The sequence below is a fragment of the Nitratireductor lacus genome (assembly GCF_056431025.1).
On sequence record NZ_JBWKMB010000008.1, the window covers coordinates 25,766 to 41,653 of the forward strand.

Below are 15,888 nucleotides of genomic sequence, written 5' to 3' on the forward strand. Positions count from 1 at the left end.
TGAGAGGTGATTGCGATGACCAAACCAACTGCGAAGCTGGAAATTGGCGGCCAGGAAGAAGGGCACGAATTCGAGATTTTGAAGGGCAGCGTGGGCCCGGATGTCGTCAACATCGCCTCGCTCTACAAAGACACCGGCATGTTCACCTACGATCCGGGCTTTACCTCGACCGCAAGCTGCGAATCGAAGATCACCTATATCGACGGCGACGAGGGAATTCTGCTGCACCGCGGCTATCCGATCGAACAGCTTGCCGAACATGGCGACTTCCTTGAGACCTGCTACCTGCTGCTCTACGGCGAACTGCCGACCAAGGCGCAGAAAGAGGATTTCGACTATCGCGTGACGCACCACACCATGGTGCATGAGCAGATGAACCGCTTCTTCACCGGTTTCCGCCGCGATGCGCATCCGATGGCCGTCATGTGCGGCGTGGTCGGTGCGATGTCGGCCTTCTACCACGACTCGACCGACATTTCCGACCCGCATCAGCGCATGGTGGCGAGCCTGCGCATGATCGCCAAGATGCCGACCATCGCCGCCATGGCCTACAAATATCACGTGGGTCAGCCGTTCGTTTATCCCAAGAACGAGCTCGGCTATGCCGCCAACTTCCTGCACATGTGCTTTGCCGTGCCGTGCGAGGAGTACAAGGTGAACCCGGTTCTGGCGCGCGCAATGGAGCGCATCTTCATCCTGCACGCCGATCATGAGCAGAACGCCTCCACCTCGACGGTGCGTCTGGCCGGTTCTTCCGGTGCCAATCCGTTCGCCTGCATCGCAGCCGGCATCGCCTGTCTCTGGGGCCCGGCCCATGGCGGCGCCAACGAGGCTGCGCTCAACATGCTGGACGAGATCGGTTCCGTCGACCGCATTCCCGAATTCATCGACCGCGCCAAGGACAAGAACGATCCGTTCCGCCTTATGGGCTTCGGCCACCGGGTCTACAAGAATTACGATCCGCGCGCGAAGATCATGCAGAAGACCTGCCACGAGGTGTTAAGCGAACTGGGCATCAAGGACGACCCGCAGCTCGACATTGCCATGGAGCTGGAGCGCATTGCGCTGACGGATGAGTATTTCATCGAAAAGAAGCTCTACCCGAACATTGACTTCTATTCCGGCATCACGCTGAAGGCGCTGGGCTTCCCCACCACCATGTTCACGGTGCTCTTCGCGCTCGCGCGCACCGTTGGCTGGATCGCCCAGTGGAAAGAGATGATCGAGGATCCGAAGCAGAAGATCGGCCGCCCGCGCCAGCTCTATACGGGCGCTACGCAGCGCGACTACGTGCCGATCGCCAAGCGCTGATTCCTTATAGGATGCGACGAAGCCCCGCCGTTTTTCGGCGGGGCTTTTTCTTTATGGAGCGGCTCTGGCTTCCAGCGTGAGATGCGGCAGCCCGTTGGATGTCCGCTCGCGGGAATGCCCGTCCGGACCGACAGTTCCGCGAATGCGTTTGCGGTGGTTGGAGAAGCTGTCGAACGTGACGACGTCCACGGGTTCGTCCAGGTCGATCACGACGCGAAACCAGCCGGGGCGCAGCCTTTGCGAAGCGATCAGGGTTCCCTCAAACGGCCGCGAGAGATAGGTCCCCTGCACGCGCTGCCCGGGAGTCCATGCATCAGGCCCATTCTGCCCGATTGCCGCGCAAAGCGTGTTCCAGTCACGATATCCATGCTGGTGCGCGATGGTTTCGAGCGCCTGCGCATGCGTTACGGTGCGGCCGCGATCCTTCAGATGCTGACGCAGGCGCTTTGCGAGCGCCTTTGCCTCCGCCATGGTCGGCAGTCCGGGATTCATGCCTGCTCTCCCCTCACCGCCGGGAAAAGCCCCCATCCCAGCCTGTTTCCCCGAGCCGTGCGGTAAAGCACGATGACGGTGAGGACGAAAAGCATCGCTTCGGCAGACGGCCCGGCAACCCAGATACCGGCCTCGCCGAAAATTGCGGCGAGCGCGAAGGTGAGCGGGATCGCAAAGAGATATGGCTTCGAAAGACCGAGCACCGCCGCCCGGCCCGCATCACCGATCGCCTGAAAATGCATCGCGATCATCATCAGCGGACCAGTGGCGAAGAACAGGCCTGTCATCACGGGAAGGATGCGCGCCACTTCGGCCACGACCGCTCGATCCCCGACGAAGGCTTGCCCGATCGCAGAGGCGAAACAGGCCATCAGAACCTGAAGCGCAAGGCAGTAGACGAAGGCGACAACAACAGCGAATTGCAGGCTCCTGTTCACCCGCAACAGCCTGTCCGCGCCGAAATTGTTGCCCGTGATCGTCTGCATGGCATGGCTCAATCCAAGAAGCGGCAGGAAAGCGAAGGTCATGACCCTCGTTATGATCCCGTATGCCGAAACGGTGGTCCCATAGCCCGGCGCCCCCACCCACTGAAGTGCTGTAAGGATTGTTGCCGACCCCAGCGCGAGGCCGATAAAATTCAGGCTCTGCGGCGCGCCGAGTGCCAGGATGCTTGCCCAGCCTCCATGCAGCCCGTGGCGCACAAGCACGGAAAGAGGCAGTTGCGTCCGGCCCCGCAGACGAAAGGCAAGAATTCCGGCGAATGCGAGCGCCTGCGCGAGTGCGGTTCCATAAGCAGAACCAGCAACCCCCATGCCTAAACCGGCGATCAGCATGTAGTTGAAGCCGATATTGGCGATTGAGACGAGCAGGCTCATCGCGGCCATCAGGTTGACGCGCCCCTCATTGCGCAATGCGTCTGAGTTGACGGAAAGCAGGAACAGTAGGGGTGAAAAGAAGACCGTGATCCGCAGATAAACCAGCCCCATCTCCGCCAGTTCCGGCGAGCCGCCGGCAATAAGCACGGAGATCGCCGGTCCGAACGGAAGGAAAAGCAGCATCAGAAGAAGGCTGACAAAGAGCGCGAGCCCGTGCGCGCCGGCGAACACTCTGCCTGCCGCCTGTGTTTCGGCCGCGCCAAGACGACGGGCCAGAAGGCTCGACATGCCGCTCGAAACAAGCGTCGCCAGTGCGACGACGAGCATATAAAGCGGAAACATGAGCGTGACGGCGGCCAGCGCATCCGGTCCGACGAAATGCCCGAGGAAGAGCGCGTCGCAGACAGCAAGCAGTCCGTTCATGCCCATCACGAAGATGATCGGAAGCGCGGTACGCGCATAGATGGGTCCGAGAGGACCTTCGGTGAATGCGTTGATGGGTTTTTCAGACAAATCCCCGTTCTCCTGTCGCAAGAGCCGCGCTGAAAAGGACGGGGTCCGCATTGCCATCCGCGCGACATGCGTGGAGGAGGATCGAAAAGGTCTGAGGCAGAACTTCACCGTGACATGATGTCAGCGGACGGCAGGCGTCTGCAGCCGATCCGCTCTCTAGCCGGAAGCCGCCTCGACGTCAATGATCTGCGTGCTTTGCGAGCCTGTTGCCGGAAAAGCCTGCAAAATCTCAGGCGGCGCCTGAAACATGCCGGAGAACCACCTGCGCAGCGATCTCACCGGACGGTCGTGCGGTGGCCAGTGCGTCGGCGATCTCCTGGAAGCCAGCCATCTGCGCGGCCCGACCCGGCTTGTCGTCCCACAATGTCGTGATCTGGCGGGCCAGATAGGACGGCCGGACATATTGATTGAAATGCTCAGGCACGACCGGCCAGCCGGCAATCAGGTTTGGCAGGGCCGCCGACCACACGGTGATCAGTGGAATGAGCGCACGCGCCACGAAATCCGTCTTGTAGCAAAGAATGGTCGGCACACGGGCCAGGGCCAGCTCCAGCGAGACGGTTCCGGAGCATGCCAGTGCTGCATCGGCCTCGTCAAACGCCTGCCATTTGCGTTTCTGATCGAGGATGATTTCGGGCTTTTTGGGCCAGTCCTTCACCGCAGCCTCGATCATGGATGAGACGTGCGGAACGGTGGGCATCAGCACACGGAAATCGTGACCGGCCTCATGAAGGTGGCGCACGGTTTCCCCAAAAGGCTGGAGAAGACGCGAGACCTCGCCACGGCGCGATCCGGGCAGGAGAAGCAGCGACCGCTGTTCGTCAGGCGCTTTGGCCGCCCCAGACAGATGCGCCTGCGCCGCTGCCAGGATGTTCGGGTCGCTTGCCAGACGATGGCCGACAAAGGTGCCGGCTGAGCCGCCGAGCCGTTCCAGTTCGGCGGGTTCGAACGGCAGAAGACAAAGCACCTCGTCGACATGCGGGCGCATGGCGGGCGCCCTTCCCGGCCGCCATGCCCAAACGCTCGGGCAGACATAATGGATGATCGGGATGGAAGGCGCGAGCGCGCGCACCTTCTTTGCGACGCGGAGGCTAAACTCCGGACTGTCGATGGTGATCAGGCAGTCGGGCCCTGCATCTGCAACGGCTTTTGCCGTCTGGCCGATGCGGCGTATCAGTCGAGGCAGATCGCGCACAATGGCGCTCACCCCCATCAGGGCAATCTCTTCGGCATCAAAGATCGACTCCAGCCCCTGCGCGATGAGCCCTCGCCCGCCAACACCCAGAAGCTCGACGTCCGACCCGCTTTCCCGACGCAGCGCCTCTATGAGGTCTGCACCCAGAAGATCCCCGGATTCCTCGCCGGCAACGATGGCAATCTTCAAAGGGCGGCGCTCAACGCTCATCGTGCGCCTCCGGATCGAGCCCGATCACGAACAGGCCGTGCTCGTCTGCCAGCCCGATCGTGGTCGCATAGTCCAGGATCAGCGAACGCCCGGCCTCGACGCCGACGCCGGCGAGCCCGGCGGCATGTGCCGCCCGTATCGTATCGGGGCCTATGGTCGGCATGTCGGCGCGTTTCTCCTGATCCGGCTTGACGCACTTCACCAGTGCGCCGCCCGCCTTTCCCGCAAGGCGCCCATGGTTGCGCATGCAGCGCATCCGCTCAAGCAGCCCTGCGGTTCCCTCAATGCCTTCCAGCGCCACGGCACGGCCGCCCACGGCGATGGCGGCCTGACCGATGTCGAGCGCACCGATCATGCGGGCTGCCTCGTAGGCGGCGGCCAGGTTTTTCCTGTCGGAGGCCTTTGGCCCGCTGCGGGTCATGACCCCTTCGGGCGCGAGAAGCTCCGGTGCAATCTCGTGCGCGCCCAGAACGCGAATGCCTTTGGATTCGATATGCGCAATGACCGCGCGCAGGAGACCATCGTCGCCCTTTGCATAGGCTGCCAGGAGTTTGGGAAGAGCGCGAAACACGTCCCATCCAAGCCTGACCTTCAGGATCGGCGGTCGGCGGCTTACGCCCCCGGCAAGCACGAGATGGGTCACGCCCGCGCGCTTGAGCCTGGGCAGGAACAGTCCCAGACGCTCGGCCGGCGCCGGCCATAGATCGAACTCGGCAACATTCTCGCCATCCAACCAGTCCGCCTCGCCTTCAATGGCAACGACGAGCGGCCTGTGCCCGCCCTTGACGAGCGTGCGCACCACATCCCGCGGCAGGGCTCCGCTGCCGGCGACGACCGCAACACGGGCATCGCGCGGCAGAACCGGGTGGTTTTCAGGCTGTGTCATCATCCTCGGACGCGCCTTTGCCACGCGCCGGGAGTGTGAAATGGCGCTTGTCCCTGCCGGAAACGAAGGCAACAATGTCGCCGATCAGCTCCGAAGAGGGATAAGCGTTCCGGACAGCGACGGCGTTTTCTTCCAGCGATGCCCCTTCCGCAAAGAGCATCCTGTAGGCCCTGCGCAGGGCCGCAATGTCCTCGCGCGGCATGCCCGAGCGTTTGAGACCGACAAGGTTGAGGCCACGCAGGCGCGCCCGGTCCCCGACCGCCATGCCATAGGGGATGACATCGCCCACCACAGCGGCAAATCCGCCCAGAAAAGCGTGATGGCCAATGCGTACGAACTGATGAACCGCGGCATAGCCCGAAATGATCACATGATCGCCGATCTCTGCATGCCCGCCGAGACCGGCATAGTTGGCCATGGTCACGTGGTTGCCGACATCACTGTCATGCGCGACATGCGAATAGGCCATGAAAAGGCCGTGTGAGCCAACCGTCGTCCTGCCGCGGCTTGTGTCCGTTCCAGCGTGAAAGGTCACGCCCTCGCGTATCACGCAATTGGCGCCGACATCGAGCGTGCTCCTGCCACCCTTGTGCCTGAAGTTCTGCGGCGGAGCGCCGAGAACGGCCTGCGGGTAGACCTGGCAGGCCTCGCCCAGAGTCGTGTCGCCCATGATCGTCACATGGCCGATCAGTTCCACGTCGTCATGAAGCCTGGCGCCCGAAGACACATGGCAAAACGGGCCGATGCGAACCCCTTCGCCCAGTTCAGCACCGGGCTCGATAACAGCCGAAGGGTGAATGACAGTTTCGCGCGCCATAAAATTCCCGTCAGCTCGCCTGCTCAACGGACATCATCGCCGAGATGACCGCCTCGGCAACCTTGGCCTCGTCCACCTTTGCGACGCAATCGAACTTCCAGATGCTGCCGCGCTGCTTGACCTTCGTCACGTGGATCTCGAGACGGTCGCCGGGCACGACGGGCTTGCGGAACTTGGCATTGTCGATGGTCATGAAATAAACGAGCGAAGGGGTTTCGTCGCCGGCATTGTTGATGCAGATCGCACCGGCGGTCTGCGCCATTGCCTCGACGATCAGAACCCCCGGCATGACCGGCTGCGCCGGAAAATGCCCCGTGAAATGAGGTTCGTTCATCGTGACATTCTTGATGCCGATGGCCGAACGGTCACCGTCGATCTCGACAATCCTGTCGACCAGAAGAAACGGGTAACGATGCGGAAGCAGCCGCATCAGATCCATGATGTCCAGGCTTTCAAGCGTGGTCGAAGCGGTGTCACTCATCCCCGTCCCTCATTCTCTTTCTCTTCCCGTCTACCAGCCCCCGCAAGGCAGCCAGCTCGCGAAACGCCTCGCGTATCGGCTGGGCGGGGGAACCGGCCCAGCGCTCGCCGGCCGGCACGTCGTTCATGACGCCGCTCGACGCGGCAAGCTGCGCACCGGTGCCGATATTGATGTGGTCGGCTATACCGACGCGGCCGCCCAGCATGACGAAATCACCCAGCGTCACAGAGCCCGAAAGGCCGCAATTGCCGGCAATGACGCAGCTACGGCCGATGCGGACATTGTGCGCCACCTGGACGAGGTTATCGATCTTCGTGCCCTGCCCGATGACCGTATCCACGAGTGCGCCACGATCAACGGTGGTGTTGGCGCCGATCTCGACATCGTCCTGAATGACGACCCGGCCGATCTGCGGCAGTTTTTCCAGTCCCCTTGCGCCCGGCAGATAGCCGAAACCGTCCTGGCCGATCCGCACACCGGCATGGAGGATGACGCGATCGCCGATCATGGCGCACTGGACCGAGGCCCCGGGGCCGACATAGCTGTCCCGGCCAATCCGGGTGAATGCACCGATCACGGCGTTGGGCGCTATGGTCGTGCCGCGTCCGATCATGACGCCCGCGCCGATGACGGCGCCGGGCTCCACAATCACACCATCCTCGAGAACCGCATCGGCCGCCACGCTCGCCCGTGCGGATATGCCGGTCTCGCCGGTCATTGATCCGGGGCTCATGGCCTGAGGAAAGAGAAGCCGTGTGATCTCGGCGAATGCGACCTGCGGTTTGTCGGCGATCAGAACCGCAACAGTATCGGGGCAATGGCCTGCCGCCTCGCGCTTGCACAGGACAGCGGCGGCTGTCGTGTTTCGCACGAGCTCGGCGTTGCGTTTGCCCTCGATAAAAACGAGCATGCCGGCCCCGCCCTCGGACGCGGCGGCAACGCCCTCGATCACGACCTCTGCAAGCTCGGGGCGAACAAGCTCGGCTCCCGTCAGCGAGGCAACCTCGCCTGCCGTGATGCGGCGTGCGGGAGGAAAAAAATCAGGGTCCTTCATGGAAACCTTTCGCCCGGGCCCACAGGGCCCGGGCTAAACGGAACTGCTCCAGCAACACGCAACGGCTAGAAGCGTGTCGAAATACCGAAGTTGAAATGCTCCACGTCGTCCGACTCTTCCTTCAGGACGGGGTAGGCATAGTCAACACGCAGCGGACCGAAGGGCGACGCCCAGATCAGACCGGCGCCCACGGAGGCGCGCCACTGCAGATCGGTTCCGATCGCGCCGGCAACATCGCTGCCGTAGAGCGTGGCGGCATCGGCGAAGACCGCGCCGCGAAGGCCGAAGCTCTCGGGCAGGATCGGGAACGGGAACTGGGCTTCGGCGGAAGCGTTGAAATAGGTCTTGCCGCCGATGTGATCGATGCCCGAACCGGAAGACTTCTGATAGGGGCCAATGCCGTTGTAGTCAAAGCCGCGAATGATGCGGTCGCTGCTCGAGAAATGATCGAACACGCGAAGATCGCCATCAAGCGCCTGAATGTGACCGGCGCCGACCGTGAACAGGCCGACCAGATCAAGCTCTTCCGACAGCGTGTGGTAATAGGTGCTGCGCGCGGTGGCCTTGACGAACTTGGCATCGCCACCGAGACCGGCAACCTCGAGCGTCAGGTTCGCATAAAGACCCGAATGCGGGTTCTTCATGTCGTCGATCGTGTTGTAGATCAGCGAACCGCTGACCGACGACTTGATCCACTTCTCCTGACCGATCGCTTCGACGAGCGCCGGAGCGAGGTTACACGTGGCGGAGGTCGGGTCTACGCAAACGCCGATGCCCGTATATTCCTCCTGGGAGAGGTTGTAGGCGAGCTGTGTGGACAGCGCCTCGGTGATCGGAAGACCGAAGCGGACCGTCGCACCCGTCGTGTCGCGCTCATACTTGTCGTCGAACTTGCGGGTGCGGCGATAGACGTCGAAACCTGCCGAGATGCGGCGACCGAGGAAGTATGGCTCGGTGAACGAGAACGAGTAATCGCGCGAGTTCTTGCCGCCGCCGGCAGCAACGCGGACATACTGACCGCGACCAAGGAAGTTGCGCTCCGTGACGGAGCCTTCCACGGAGAAGCCACCGCTGCTGTCGACACCGCCGCTGGTCGAATAACCGGCGCCGATGGAGAATTCACCCGTCGACTTCTCGACCACATCAACCACCAGGACAACCTGATCGGGCTGCGATCCCGGCACGGTCGAGATGTTGACCGTCTGGAAGAAGTTGAGCGCTTCAAGGCGACGCTTGGCACGCTGCACCAGAACCTGGTTGAAGGCATCGCCTTCGCTCAGGTCGAATTCGCGGCGGATCACATAGTCGCGGGTGCGCTGGTTGCCGCGGATTTCGATGCGCTGGATATAGGCGCGCGGTCCCTCATCGATCGAATAGACGACATCGATCTCGCGGGTTTCGAAATTGCGGTTGCCGCGCGGCGTGACCTGCGCGAAGGCATAGCCCATGCCGGCGACGTGCTCGGTCAGGGCGATGATGGAATCTTCAACATTCTTCGCGCTGTAGACGCTGCCCTGACGGGTTTCGACCTGCGAGCGCAGGGTCTCCGGATCGATGCCGGAAATCGTGCTCTCGATGCCGATATTGCCAAAGCGATAGCGCTCGCCCTCTTCCACCGTGAAGGTGAGTGTGTAGGCGTTCTCGGTTTCGTCGAGATCGGCCGTCGCTGAAATGACGCGGAAATCGGCATAGCCACGATTGTAGTAGAAGCGACGCAGGGTCTCTTCGTCCGCGCGCAGACGGTTGTCGTCATAGATGTCGTTGCGCAGCAGGAAGGAAAGGAAATTCGACTGTTTCGTCGAAATCACATCCTTCAGACGACCATCACGGAATGCGTTGTTACCGACGAAATTGATCGCGGCAATCTTCGTACGTCCGCCTTCCTGTACCTCGAAGATGACGTTGACGCGGCCATCCTCGAGTTCCTGCGTGCGGCTGCTGACGGTCGCGTCATCGCGGCCGATGCGCCGATAGGCTTCACGAATGGTCTCCTCGTCAGCCTGAAGCGCCTGATTGGAGAAGGACTTGCGTGGCTGCAGCTGGACGGCGCGCGCCAGGTTGGCGTCCTTGATCTTCTTGTTGCCCTGGAAAATCACCTGGTTGACGATCGAGTACTCGTCGACCGTGACGATCAGCGCCCCGCCCGACTGGCTGATCGAAACATCAGCGAAAAGGCCGGTGGCAAACAGGCGTTTGACGGCATCATTCACATCGTCCTGCGAAAACGAACGTCCCGGGCGGATGCTGATATAATTGCGAATGGTTTCCGCGTCGACGCGGCGGTTTCCACGCACCTCGATACGGCTGACCGTAGCGGCCTCGGCCGCCTCTATCGTGGCAAGCTCGACGGCGATTGTCCCCGTCATCGCCAACCCCGCCGAAAGGGCCACTGCCGAAACGGCGTTCTTAAAGCTCGAAGATGCCTTCATTGGGCCTGAAAACCTCTATTCTCTTTGTCCCCGCAGCGAGAAATAGGAACAATCTTGCAAAGCAGCTAACCTAATAGCCAGATTTTCCCTACACGCAAGCCTTCTGGTTAATTTGCGTTTACGAACCACCGCTTAGTGGCATTCGCGTCACGCCAAAATCGAAGCCATGGTAAATATCGTCTCAATTTTTACACATTTTGCCTTCCCGAGCCTCCCTAGCACCCAAACAGGTCGTTCCAAAAAACAAACCCCATGAATGCGAGAACGGCGAACAGACCAACACGGTAAACCGCGTCCATGACCCTCTCGGACACGGGACGGCGCATCACAGCTTCTATGGCGTAGAACACCAGATGCCCGCCATCAAGGGGGGGAATGGGCAAAAGATTAAGAACGCCTATCCCGACTGACAATAATGCAACAAGTTGCACCAGCCATTCGAACCCGAGTTGCGCGGCCTTTCCGGCCATGTCTGCGATCTTGACCGGGCCGCCAAGCTGGCAGCGGTCTTCCCGGCCGGCCACGAAGCGCTTGAGAAACTGGCCGGTGCGGTAGATCACATAGCCGGTTTCACGCACCGCTTCACCGAGCGCCTCGATGGGACCGAACTCGATCAGGCGGGGCTGGCCCATCTCCTGATCGTTGACGACACCGATCACGCCAATCCGCACTGTGTTGCCCAGGGCATCCTTCTGTTCGAGAAGCTCAGGCGTGGCTTTCAGGACCACTTCCTCTTCGCCCCGGCGAACAATGAAGGCCAATTCATCGCCTGCGCGCCCTGAAACGATACGCTGGACATCGCCGAAGGTGCGCACCTGGGTGCCATCGACGGAGACAAACCGGTCGCCGGGCTGAAATCCGGCGATGGCCGCAGGCGTATCCGGTCGCACTTCAGCGACCATCGGCTCCATGACATACCGACCGAAGCCAGCAAACATGACCGCGAACACGGCAATGGTCAGAAGAAAATTGAAGAACGGACCGGCAAACACCGTCGCCGCGCGCTTCCAGACCGGCTGGGTGTGGAAGGCGACCCGCAGCTCTTCCGGCGACAAATGCCCGGTTGATTCGGGGTCGGGCGTGCTGGTGACCGACATGTCGCCGGTGAACTTCACATATCCGCCAAGCGGTATGGCCGACAGTTTCCAGCGCGTACCGTGCCGGTCGTTGAAACCGAAAAGCTCTGGCCCGAAACCGATCGAAAACGCCTTCACGCCAATGCCGCACCAACGACCGACGAGATAGTGTCCCATTTCATGAACGAAGACGACCACGGTCAGAACGAACAGGAACGGGATGATCGTCCCGACCAGCAGGCCGTTCGTGCTGAAGATGGAGGCAAGAAAATCGATCACGTCTTTCTCATTCGATCACGGTGTGCTTCAGCGCTTCAATCTGGAAGATCCTTACGACTTTCAGAAGGTCCGCTGCATTGTTCCAATAAGTTGCCGGTTAACACGGTCGCGCGCCGCAGAGGAGCCTCCCGAATCCCGACTTCTCCACACTCCATGCCATCGCGGCCGATCCAAGGCAAATGGTTACGGTTTCCTCAAAAGTTGAAAAGGGCGTGAGCCGGAGATTCCGCCCCGCCGAAAAGAGCAGCCAGCAGATAGAGGGCGAGTGCAGCCGCCATCAGCCCGTCCACGCGATCCATAACGCCGCCATGACCGGGGATGAGATTGCTGGAATCCTTCACCCCGCTGCGCCGCTTCAGGGCCGATTCGAAAAGATCGCCGATCTGAGAAATCACGGCGAGCACGAGCGCGATCAGGGCAATCAGCAACACGCCGTGGACCGCACTCTCATGAAACGCAAAGGCTGCACCGGCTAGAACGGCAAACACCGTGCCGCCGACAGCGCCGCTCCACGTCTTTCCGGGGGAAATGGAAGGCGCGAGTTTCGCTCCGCCGAGAGTGCGTCCGGTGAAGTAGGCCATGACATCGGTGGTCCACACGACAGCGAACAGAAACAGGATCGCAAACAGTCCCGACTGGTCATCGGCGCGCAAATGCACGAGCGCCAGCGCGGGGGCGGCCGCATAGGCGAGACCTGCAGCCGTTCCCAGCCCGGAACCCGACATCCAGCCATGCAGGGCAAGCACGAGAAGTGCGGCAGCAAGGACAAGAAACAGGATCGTCGCGGGCTGGCCGAGAATCATCACAAGCATGACCCCGGCCAGGAGCGCACCGGCAATAGCCGTATGCACGCCGGGACCGGGGCGCATGGCGCACCATTCATAAAAAATCGCGCCGGCCATGGCCGCAGACATCAAACGAAAAGGCAACCCGCCAAGATAGGTGATCAAGAGAACGGCGAAACCCAGAACAATCGCCGAGATGATCCGCAATTGCAGATTGCTGCGCTTTGGGCGGGGCGCCGGCGCCCCCTCCTCCCCACGCCCGCTCATAGGACGGCTTCGCGCGCTCCGACGCCGCCGAAGCGGCGCTCGCGGGCATTGAAGGTGGCGATGGCTGTTTCCAGATCGGCGCGGCCGAAATCCGGCCAGTGGCACGGCAGAAAAACAAATTCGGCATAAGCCGCCTGCCAAAGCAGGAAATTCGACAGGCGCTGCTCGCCGCTCGTGCGGATGATCAGATCGGGATCGGGAATGCCGGCTGTGTCGAGGTACCCGCCGAACGAATCGAGATCGACGGCGTCGGCTCCGATTCTACCGGACTGCACGTCGTGCATCAGAGCCTTCGCCGCCCTCAATATCTCGTCGCGCGCCCCGTAGTTGAAGGCGATCACCAGGTTCATGCTGGTGTTTTCCGCCGTCAGGTTCTCGGCCTCGAGCAACAGCGACCTGATGTCGTTTTCCAGGTTTTCGCGGTCGCCGATGATGCGGACGCGAACGCCATTCTGATGCAGTTCGGCCAGGTCGCGCCGAATGAAAAGCCGCAAAAGCCCCATGAGGTCGTTGACCTCGGATCGCGGCCGCGACCAGTTTTCAGACGAAAAGGCGTAGACGGTGAGCCAGTTGATGCCCAGTTCGCCAGCCGAACGCACGGCATTGCGCAGCGCCTCCACGCCGGCACGGTGCCCGGCCCGGCGCGGCAGACCCCGCGCTTCGGCCCAGCGACCGTTTCCGTCCATGATGATGGCTACATGCGCCGGCTTCAACTGGCAGTCTCCCCTCACCTCTTGAGCATCGCCCCGGTGGCTGGAGCATCGGACCTTAAAGTGGAATCCGGCTTTCGGACTATTCCGATGCTCCATCAATGGTTTAGATCGTCCTTTGTTCGTCCGGATGGACGCACGACGATCTAGACCTGCATGATTTCGGCTTCCTTGGCGACCAGAAGCTTGTCGATGGCCGAAATCGTCTCATCCGTCATCTTCTGAACCTGGTCGGACTGCGTGTGCAGTTCGTCCTGGCTTATGTCGCCATCCTTTTCGGCCTTTTTGAGGTGTTCCATGCCGTCGCGACGCACATGGCGCGCTGCAACCTTGGCATTCTCGGCATACTGATGCGCGATCTTCACCAGTTCCTTGCGCCGCTCCTCATTGAGCTCCGGCAAGGGAATACGCAGGGTCGAGCCATCGACGATCGGATTGAAACCGAGATTCGATTCGCGGATCGCCTTGTCCACTGCGTTGACCATGCTCTGGTCCCAGACCGCAACGGAGATCATGCGCGGCTCCGGCACGGAAACCGTCGCCACCTGGTTGATCGGCATTGCCGCGCCATAGGCTTCCACCTGAACCGGATCCAGAAGGTTGGCCGAAGCACGGCCCGTTCTCAGCGAAGCAAGATCATGCTGGAAAGCGCTCGTCGCCCCGTCCATACGCCGCTTGAGGTCTTTGAAATCAACGCCGTCGGCCATCATTAAATCTCCTTACGCACCGGCACGCTGTTCTGGTTCGGCGTCATCGGACACGATGGTGCAATGCCCGCCGCCTTTCAAGATGGCGTTAAATCCGCCCTCTTCGTGAATCGAGAAAACGATTATCGGAATGTGGTTCTCACGCGCAAGAGCAATCGCGGCAGTATCCATGATGGCCAGCCCATCGCGGATCACCTGCGCGTGGCTCAGGCGCTCGTAGCGCGTCGCATCCGGATCCTTGCGCGGATCGGCGGAATAGACGCCGTCGACCTGCGTTCCCTTGAAAAGCGCATCGGCGCCGATCTCGGCAGCCCTTAGTGCCGCCGCCGAATCCGTGGTGAAGAACGGATTGCCGGTGCCGCCAGCGAAAATCACCACCTTGCCGGCATTCATATAGCTCGTAGCCTGGCGCTGGGAAAAGCTTTCGCAAAGCTCCGGCATGGCGATGGCCGACATCACCACCGCATCAACCCCCATCTTCACCAGCGAGGTGCGCAGCGCCAGTGAGTTGATGACGGTTGCAAGCATGCCCATGTGGTCCCCGGTCACCCGGTCGCCGCCCTTGGAGGCCACGGCAACGCCGCGGAAAATATTGCCGCCGCCGATAACCACGCCGACCTCGACGCCAATCCTGCGCGCTTCCAGAATGTCGCGGGCGATGCGGTCGACGACCGAAACATCGATGCCGAACCCCTGCTCGCCCATAAGGGCTTCGCCGGATGCCTTCAGGACAACGCGCCGATAGCGTTTCTCGGTCATCTTTAAAGTCTCCAAATTTGACCCTGCGTTACACGAAGGGCGCCGCGTTGTCACGCGGCGCCCTTTGTCTTCAAACAGTTATTCGCCCGTCTTACGACTTTGCGGCAGCAGCCACTTCAGCCGCGAAGTCGGTCTCTTCGCGCTCGACACCCTCGCCGAGTGCGAAACGGACAAAGCCGACGATCTTTGCCGGAGCGCCGATTTCCTTCTCGGCTTCGGCCAGCGCCTTCTCGACCGTCAGGTCCGGGTTCATCACGAAAGCCTGCTTCAGGAGGACAACCTCCTCGAAGAATTTGCGCAGACGGCCTTCGACCATCTTCTCGATGATGTTTTCCGGCTTGCCCGACTGGCGGGCCTGGTCGGAGAAAATGTCCTTCTCACGGGCAACCGCTGCCGGGTCGACATCAGCCTCGGTCAGAGCCAGCGGGTTGGTCGCGGCGACATGCATGGCGACCTGACGGCCAAAGGCGCGGGCAGCGTCGGCATTGCCGGTCGTCTCGATCGCCACCAGGACGCCAAGCTTGCCAAGACCGTCGGTCACGGCGTTGTGGACGTAGCTTGCGACCGCACCGTTCTCCACGGAAAGCTTCGCCGAGCGGCGCAGCGTCATGTTTTCACCGATCGTGCCGATGGCGTCTTTCACCGTGTCGGCAACGGATTTGCCGGTCGCGGGATAGGTCGCGGACGCGACAGCGTCGATGGAACCGTCGGTGCCGAGCGCAACGGCCGCAATGTTGCTGACCAGTGCCTGAAAGGCGTCATTGCGGGCAACGAAGTCGGTCTCGGAATTGACCTCGACGACAACGGCGCTGTTTGCGTCGGATGCAACACCGATCAGGCCTTCGGCAGCCGTGCGGCCGGCCTTCTTGTCGGCCTTGGCGATGCCCTTCTTGCGCAGCCAGTCCATGGCTGCTTCCATGTCGCCATTGTTCTCGGTCAGGGCCGTCTTGCAGTCCATCATGCCTGCGCCGCTCTTCTCGCGCAGTTCCTTGACCATTGCTGCTGTAATGCTCATCGTCGCCTCTTCATCAATCTTCTAACA

At 61.4% G+C, this 15,888-nt stretch carries 15 protein-coding genes; 1 reads left to right on the plus strand and 14 read right to left on the minus strand.

All coding sequences use genetic code 11. The annotated features are described in order from the left end of the window. The first annotated feature begins 15 nt into the window (after window positions 1-15). Entirely contained in the window at window positions 16-1,311 is a 1,296-nt protein-coding gene (gltA, locus tag AC07E3_RS08345; RefSeq protein ID WP_336064882.1) for a citrate synthase, read from the plus strand. A 51-nt stretch (window positions 1,312-1,362) separates the two neighbouring features. Here gltA and AC07E3_RS08350 read toward each other — a convergent pair whose 3' ends face one another. The 14 genes from AC07E3_RS08350 to tsf form a co-directional block, all read right to left on the minus strand. Further along, window positions 1,363-1,803 carry a glyoxalase superfamily protein gene (locus AC07E3_RS08350; RefSeq protein WP_478361152.1) on the minus strand — a complete coding sequence of 147 codons (441 nt, stop codon included), beginning with the start codon at window positions 1,801-1,803 and terminating at the stop codon, window positions 1,363-1,365. Then, entirely contained in the window at window positions 1,800-3,191 is a 1,392-nt protein-coding gene (locus AC07E3_RS08355) for an MATE family efflux transporter (RefSeq protein ID WP_478361154.1), read from the minus strand. The genes AC07E3_RS08350 and AC07E3_RS08355 overlap by 4 nt, the downstream gene beginning before the upstream one ends. 229 nt (window positions 3,192-3,420) lie before the next feature. Then, complete coding sequence (lpxB, locus tag AC07E3_RS08360) at window positions 3,421-4,596, minus strand: lipid-A-disaccharide synthase (protein ID WP_478361156.1); 1,176 nt, start codon at window positions 4,594-4,596, stop codon at window positions 3,421-3,423. Next, window positions 4,586-5,485 (minus strand): LpxI family protein, encoded by a 900-nt coding sequence (locus tag AC07E3_RS08365; RefSeq protein WP_478361158.1) that lies wholly within the window; start codon window positions 5,483-5,485, stop codon window positions 4,586-4,588. The genes lpxB and AC07E3_RS08365 overlap by 11 nt, the downstream gene beginning before the upstream one ends. Then, the gene (lpxA, locus tag AC07E3_RS08370; RefSeq protein WP_478361160.1) at window positions 5,469-6,299 is read right to left on the minus strand and encodes an acyl-ACP--UDP-N-acetylglucosamine O-acyltransferase; all 831 of its coding nucleotides are present in this window, start codon (window positions 6,297-6,299) and stop codon (window positions 5,469-5,471) included. Before lpxA ends, AC07E3_RS08365 begins: the two co-directional genes overlap by 17 nt. Window positions 6,300-6,309: 10 nt before the next feature. After that, complete coding sequence (gene fabZ, locus AC07E3_RS08375; RefSeq protein WP_065817492.1) at window positions 6,310-6,780, minus strand: 3-hydroxyacyl-ACP dehydratase FabZ; 471 nt, start codon at window positions 6,778-6,780, stop codon at window positions 6,310-6,312. Continuing rightward, window positions 6,773-7,834 carry a UDP-3-O-(3-hydroxymyristoyl)glucosamine N-acyltransferase gene (gene lpxD, locus AC07E3_RS08380; RefSeq protein WP_336064891.1) on the minus strand — a complete coding sequence of 354 codons (1,062 nt, stop codon included), beginning with the start codon at window positions 7,832-7,834 and terminating at the stop codon, window positions 6,773-6,775. Before lpxD ends, fabZ begins: the two co-directional genes overlap by 8 nt. Window positions 7,835-7,899: 65 nt before the next feature. Next, a complete protein-coding gene (gene bamA / locus AC07E3_RS08385; protein ID WP_478361162.1) occupies window positions 7,900-10,263 on the minus strand; it encodes an outer membrane protein assembly factor BamA in 2,364 nt (787 codons plus the stop codon). A gap of 215 nt (window positions 10,264-10,478) precedes the next feature. Beyond that, the gene (gene rseP / locus AC07E3_RS08390) at window positions 10,479-11,618 is read right to left on the minus strand and encodes an RIP metalloprotease RseP (protein ID WP_478361164.1); all 1,140 of its coding nucleotides are present in this window, start codon (window positions 11,616-11,618) and stop codon (window positions 10,479-10,481) included. A gap of 194 nt (window positions 11,619-11,812) precedes the next feature. Next, window positions 11,813-12,670 (minus strand): phosphatidate cytidylyltransferase, encoded by an 858-nt coding sequence (locus AC07E3_RS08395; protein ID WP_065817496.1) that lies wholly within the window; start codon window positions 12,668-12,670, stop codon window positions 11,813-11,815. Next, window positions 12,667-13,356 (minus strand): isoprenyl transferase, encoded by a 690-nt coding sequence (locus AC07E3_RS08400; protein ID WP_418792882.1) that lies wholly within the window; start codon window positions 13,354-13,356, stop codon window positions 12,667-12,669. The genes AC07E3_RS08395 and AC07E3_RS08400 overlap by 4 nt, the downstream gene beginning before the upstream one ends. Before the next feature lie 170 nt (window positions 13,357-13,526). After that, window positions 13,527-14,087 carry a ribosome recycling factor gene (gene frr / locus AC07E3_RS08405; protein ID WP_065817755.1) on the minus strand — a complete coding sequence of 187 codons (561 nt, stop codon included), beginning with the start codon at window positions 14,085-14,087 and terminating at the stop codon, window positions 13,527-13,529. Window positions 14,088-14,099: 12 nt separating this feature from the next. After that, complete coding sequence (gene pyrH / locus AC07E3_RS08410; protein ID WP_065817497.1) at window positions 14,100-14,846, minus strand: UMP kinase; 747 nt, start codon at window positions 14,844-14,846, stop codon at window positions 14,100-14,102. A 91-nt stretch (window positions 14,847-14,937) separates the two neighbouring features. Next, on the minus strand, window positions 14,938-15,861 hold the full coding sequence (tsf, locus tag AC07E3_RS08415) for a translation elongation factor Ts (RefSeq protein WP_065817498.1): 924 nt from the start codon (window positions 15,859-15,861) through the stop codon (window positions 14,938-14,940). Between the last annotated feature and the right edge of the window lie 27 nt (window positions 15,862-15,888).

Bases quoted from the DNA above. Each gene is read 5' to 3' on its own strand.
- gltA (WP_336064882.1), top strand. From the start codon at position 16: ATGACCAAACCAACTGCGAAGCTGGAAATTGGCGGCCAGGAAGAAGGG.
- AC07E3_RS08350 (WP_478361152.1), bottom strand. From the start codon at position 1,803: ATGAATCCCGGACTGCCGACCATGGCGGAGGCAAAGGCGCTCGCAAAG.
- lpxB (WP_478361156.1), bottom strand. From the start codon at position 4,596: ATGAGCGTTGAGCGCCGCCCTTTGAAGATTGCCATCGTTGCCGGCGAG.
- AC07E3_RS08365 (WP_478361158.1), bottom strand. From the start codon at position 5,485: ATGATGACACAGCCTGAAAACCACCCGGTTCTGCCGCGCGATGCCCGT.
- lpxA (WP_478361160.1), bottom strand. From the start codon at position 6,299: ATGGCGCGCGAAACTGTCATTCACCCTTCGGCTGTTATCGAGCCCGGT.
- fabZ (WP_065817492.1), bottom strand. From the start codon at position 6,780: ATGAGTGACACCGCTTCGACCACGCTTGAAAGCCTGGACATCATGGAT.
- lpxD (WP_336064891.1), bottom strand. From the start codon at position 7,834: ATGAAGGACCCTGATTTTTTTCCTCCCGCACGCCGCATCACGGCAGGC.
- bamA (WP_478361162.1), bottom strand. From the start codon at position 10,263: ATGAAGGCATCTTCGAGCTTTAAGAACGCCGTTTCGGCAGTGGCCCTT.
- AC07E3_RS08395 (WP_065817496.1), bottom strand. From the start codon at position 12,670: ATGAGCGGGCGTGGGGAGGAGGGGGCGCCGGCGCCCCGCCCAAAGCGC.
- AC07E3_RS08400 (WP_418792882.1), bottom strand. From the start codon at position 13,356: ATGGACGGAAACGGTCGCTGGGCCGAAGCGCGGGGTCTGCCGCGCCGG.
- frr (WP_065817755.1), bottom strand. From the start codon at position 14,087: ATGGCCGACGGCGTTGATTTCAAAGACCTCAAGCGGCGTATGGACGGG.
- pyrH (WP_065817497.1), bottom strand. From the start codon at position 14,846: ATGACCGAGAAACGCTATCGGCGCGTTGTCCTGAAGGCATCCGGCGAA.
- tsf (WP_065817498.1), bottom strand. From the start codon at position 15,861: ATGAGCATTACAGCAGCAATGGTCAAGGAACTGCGCGAGAAGAGCGGC.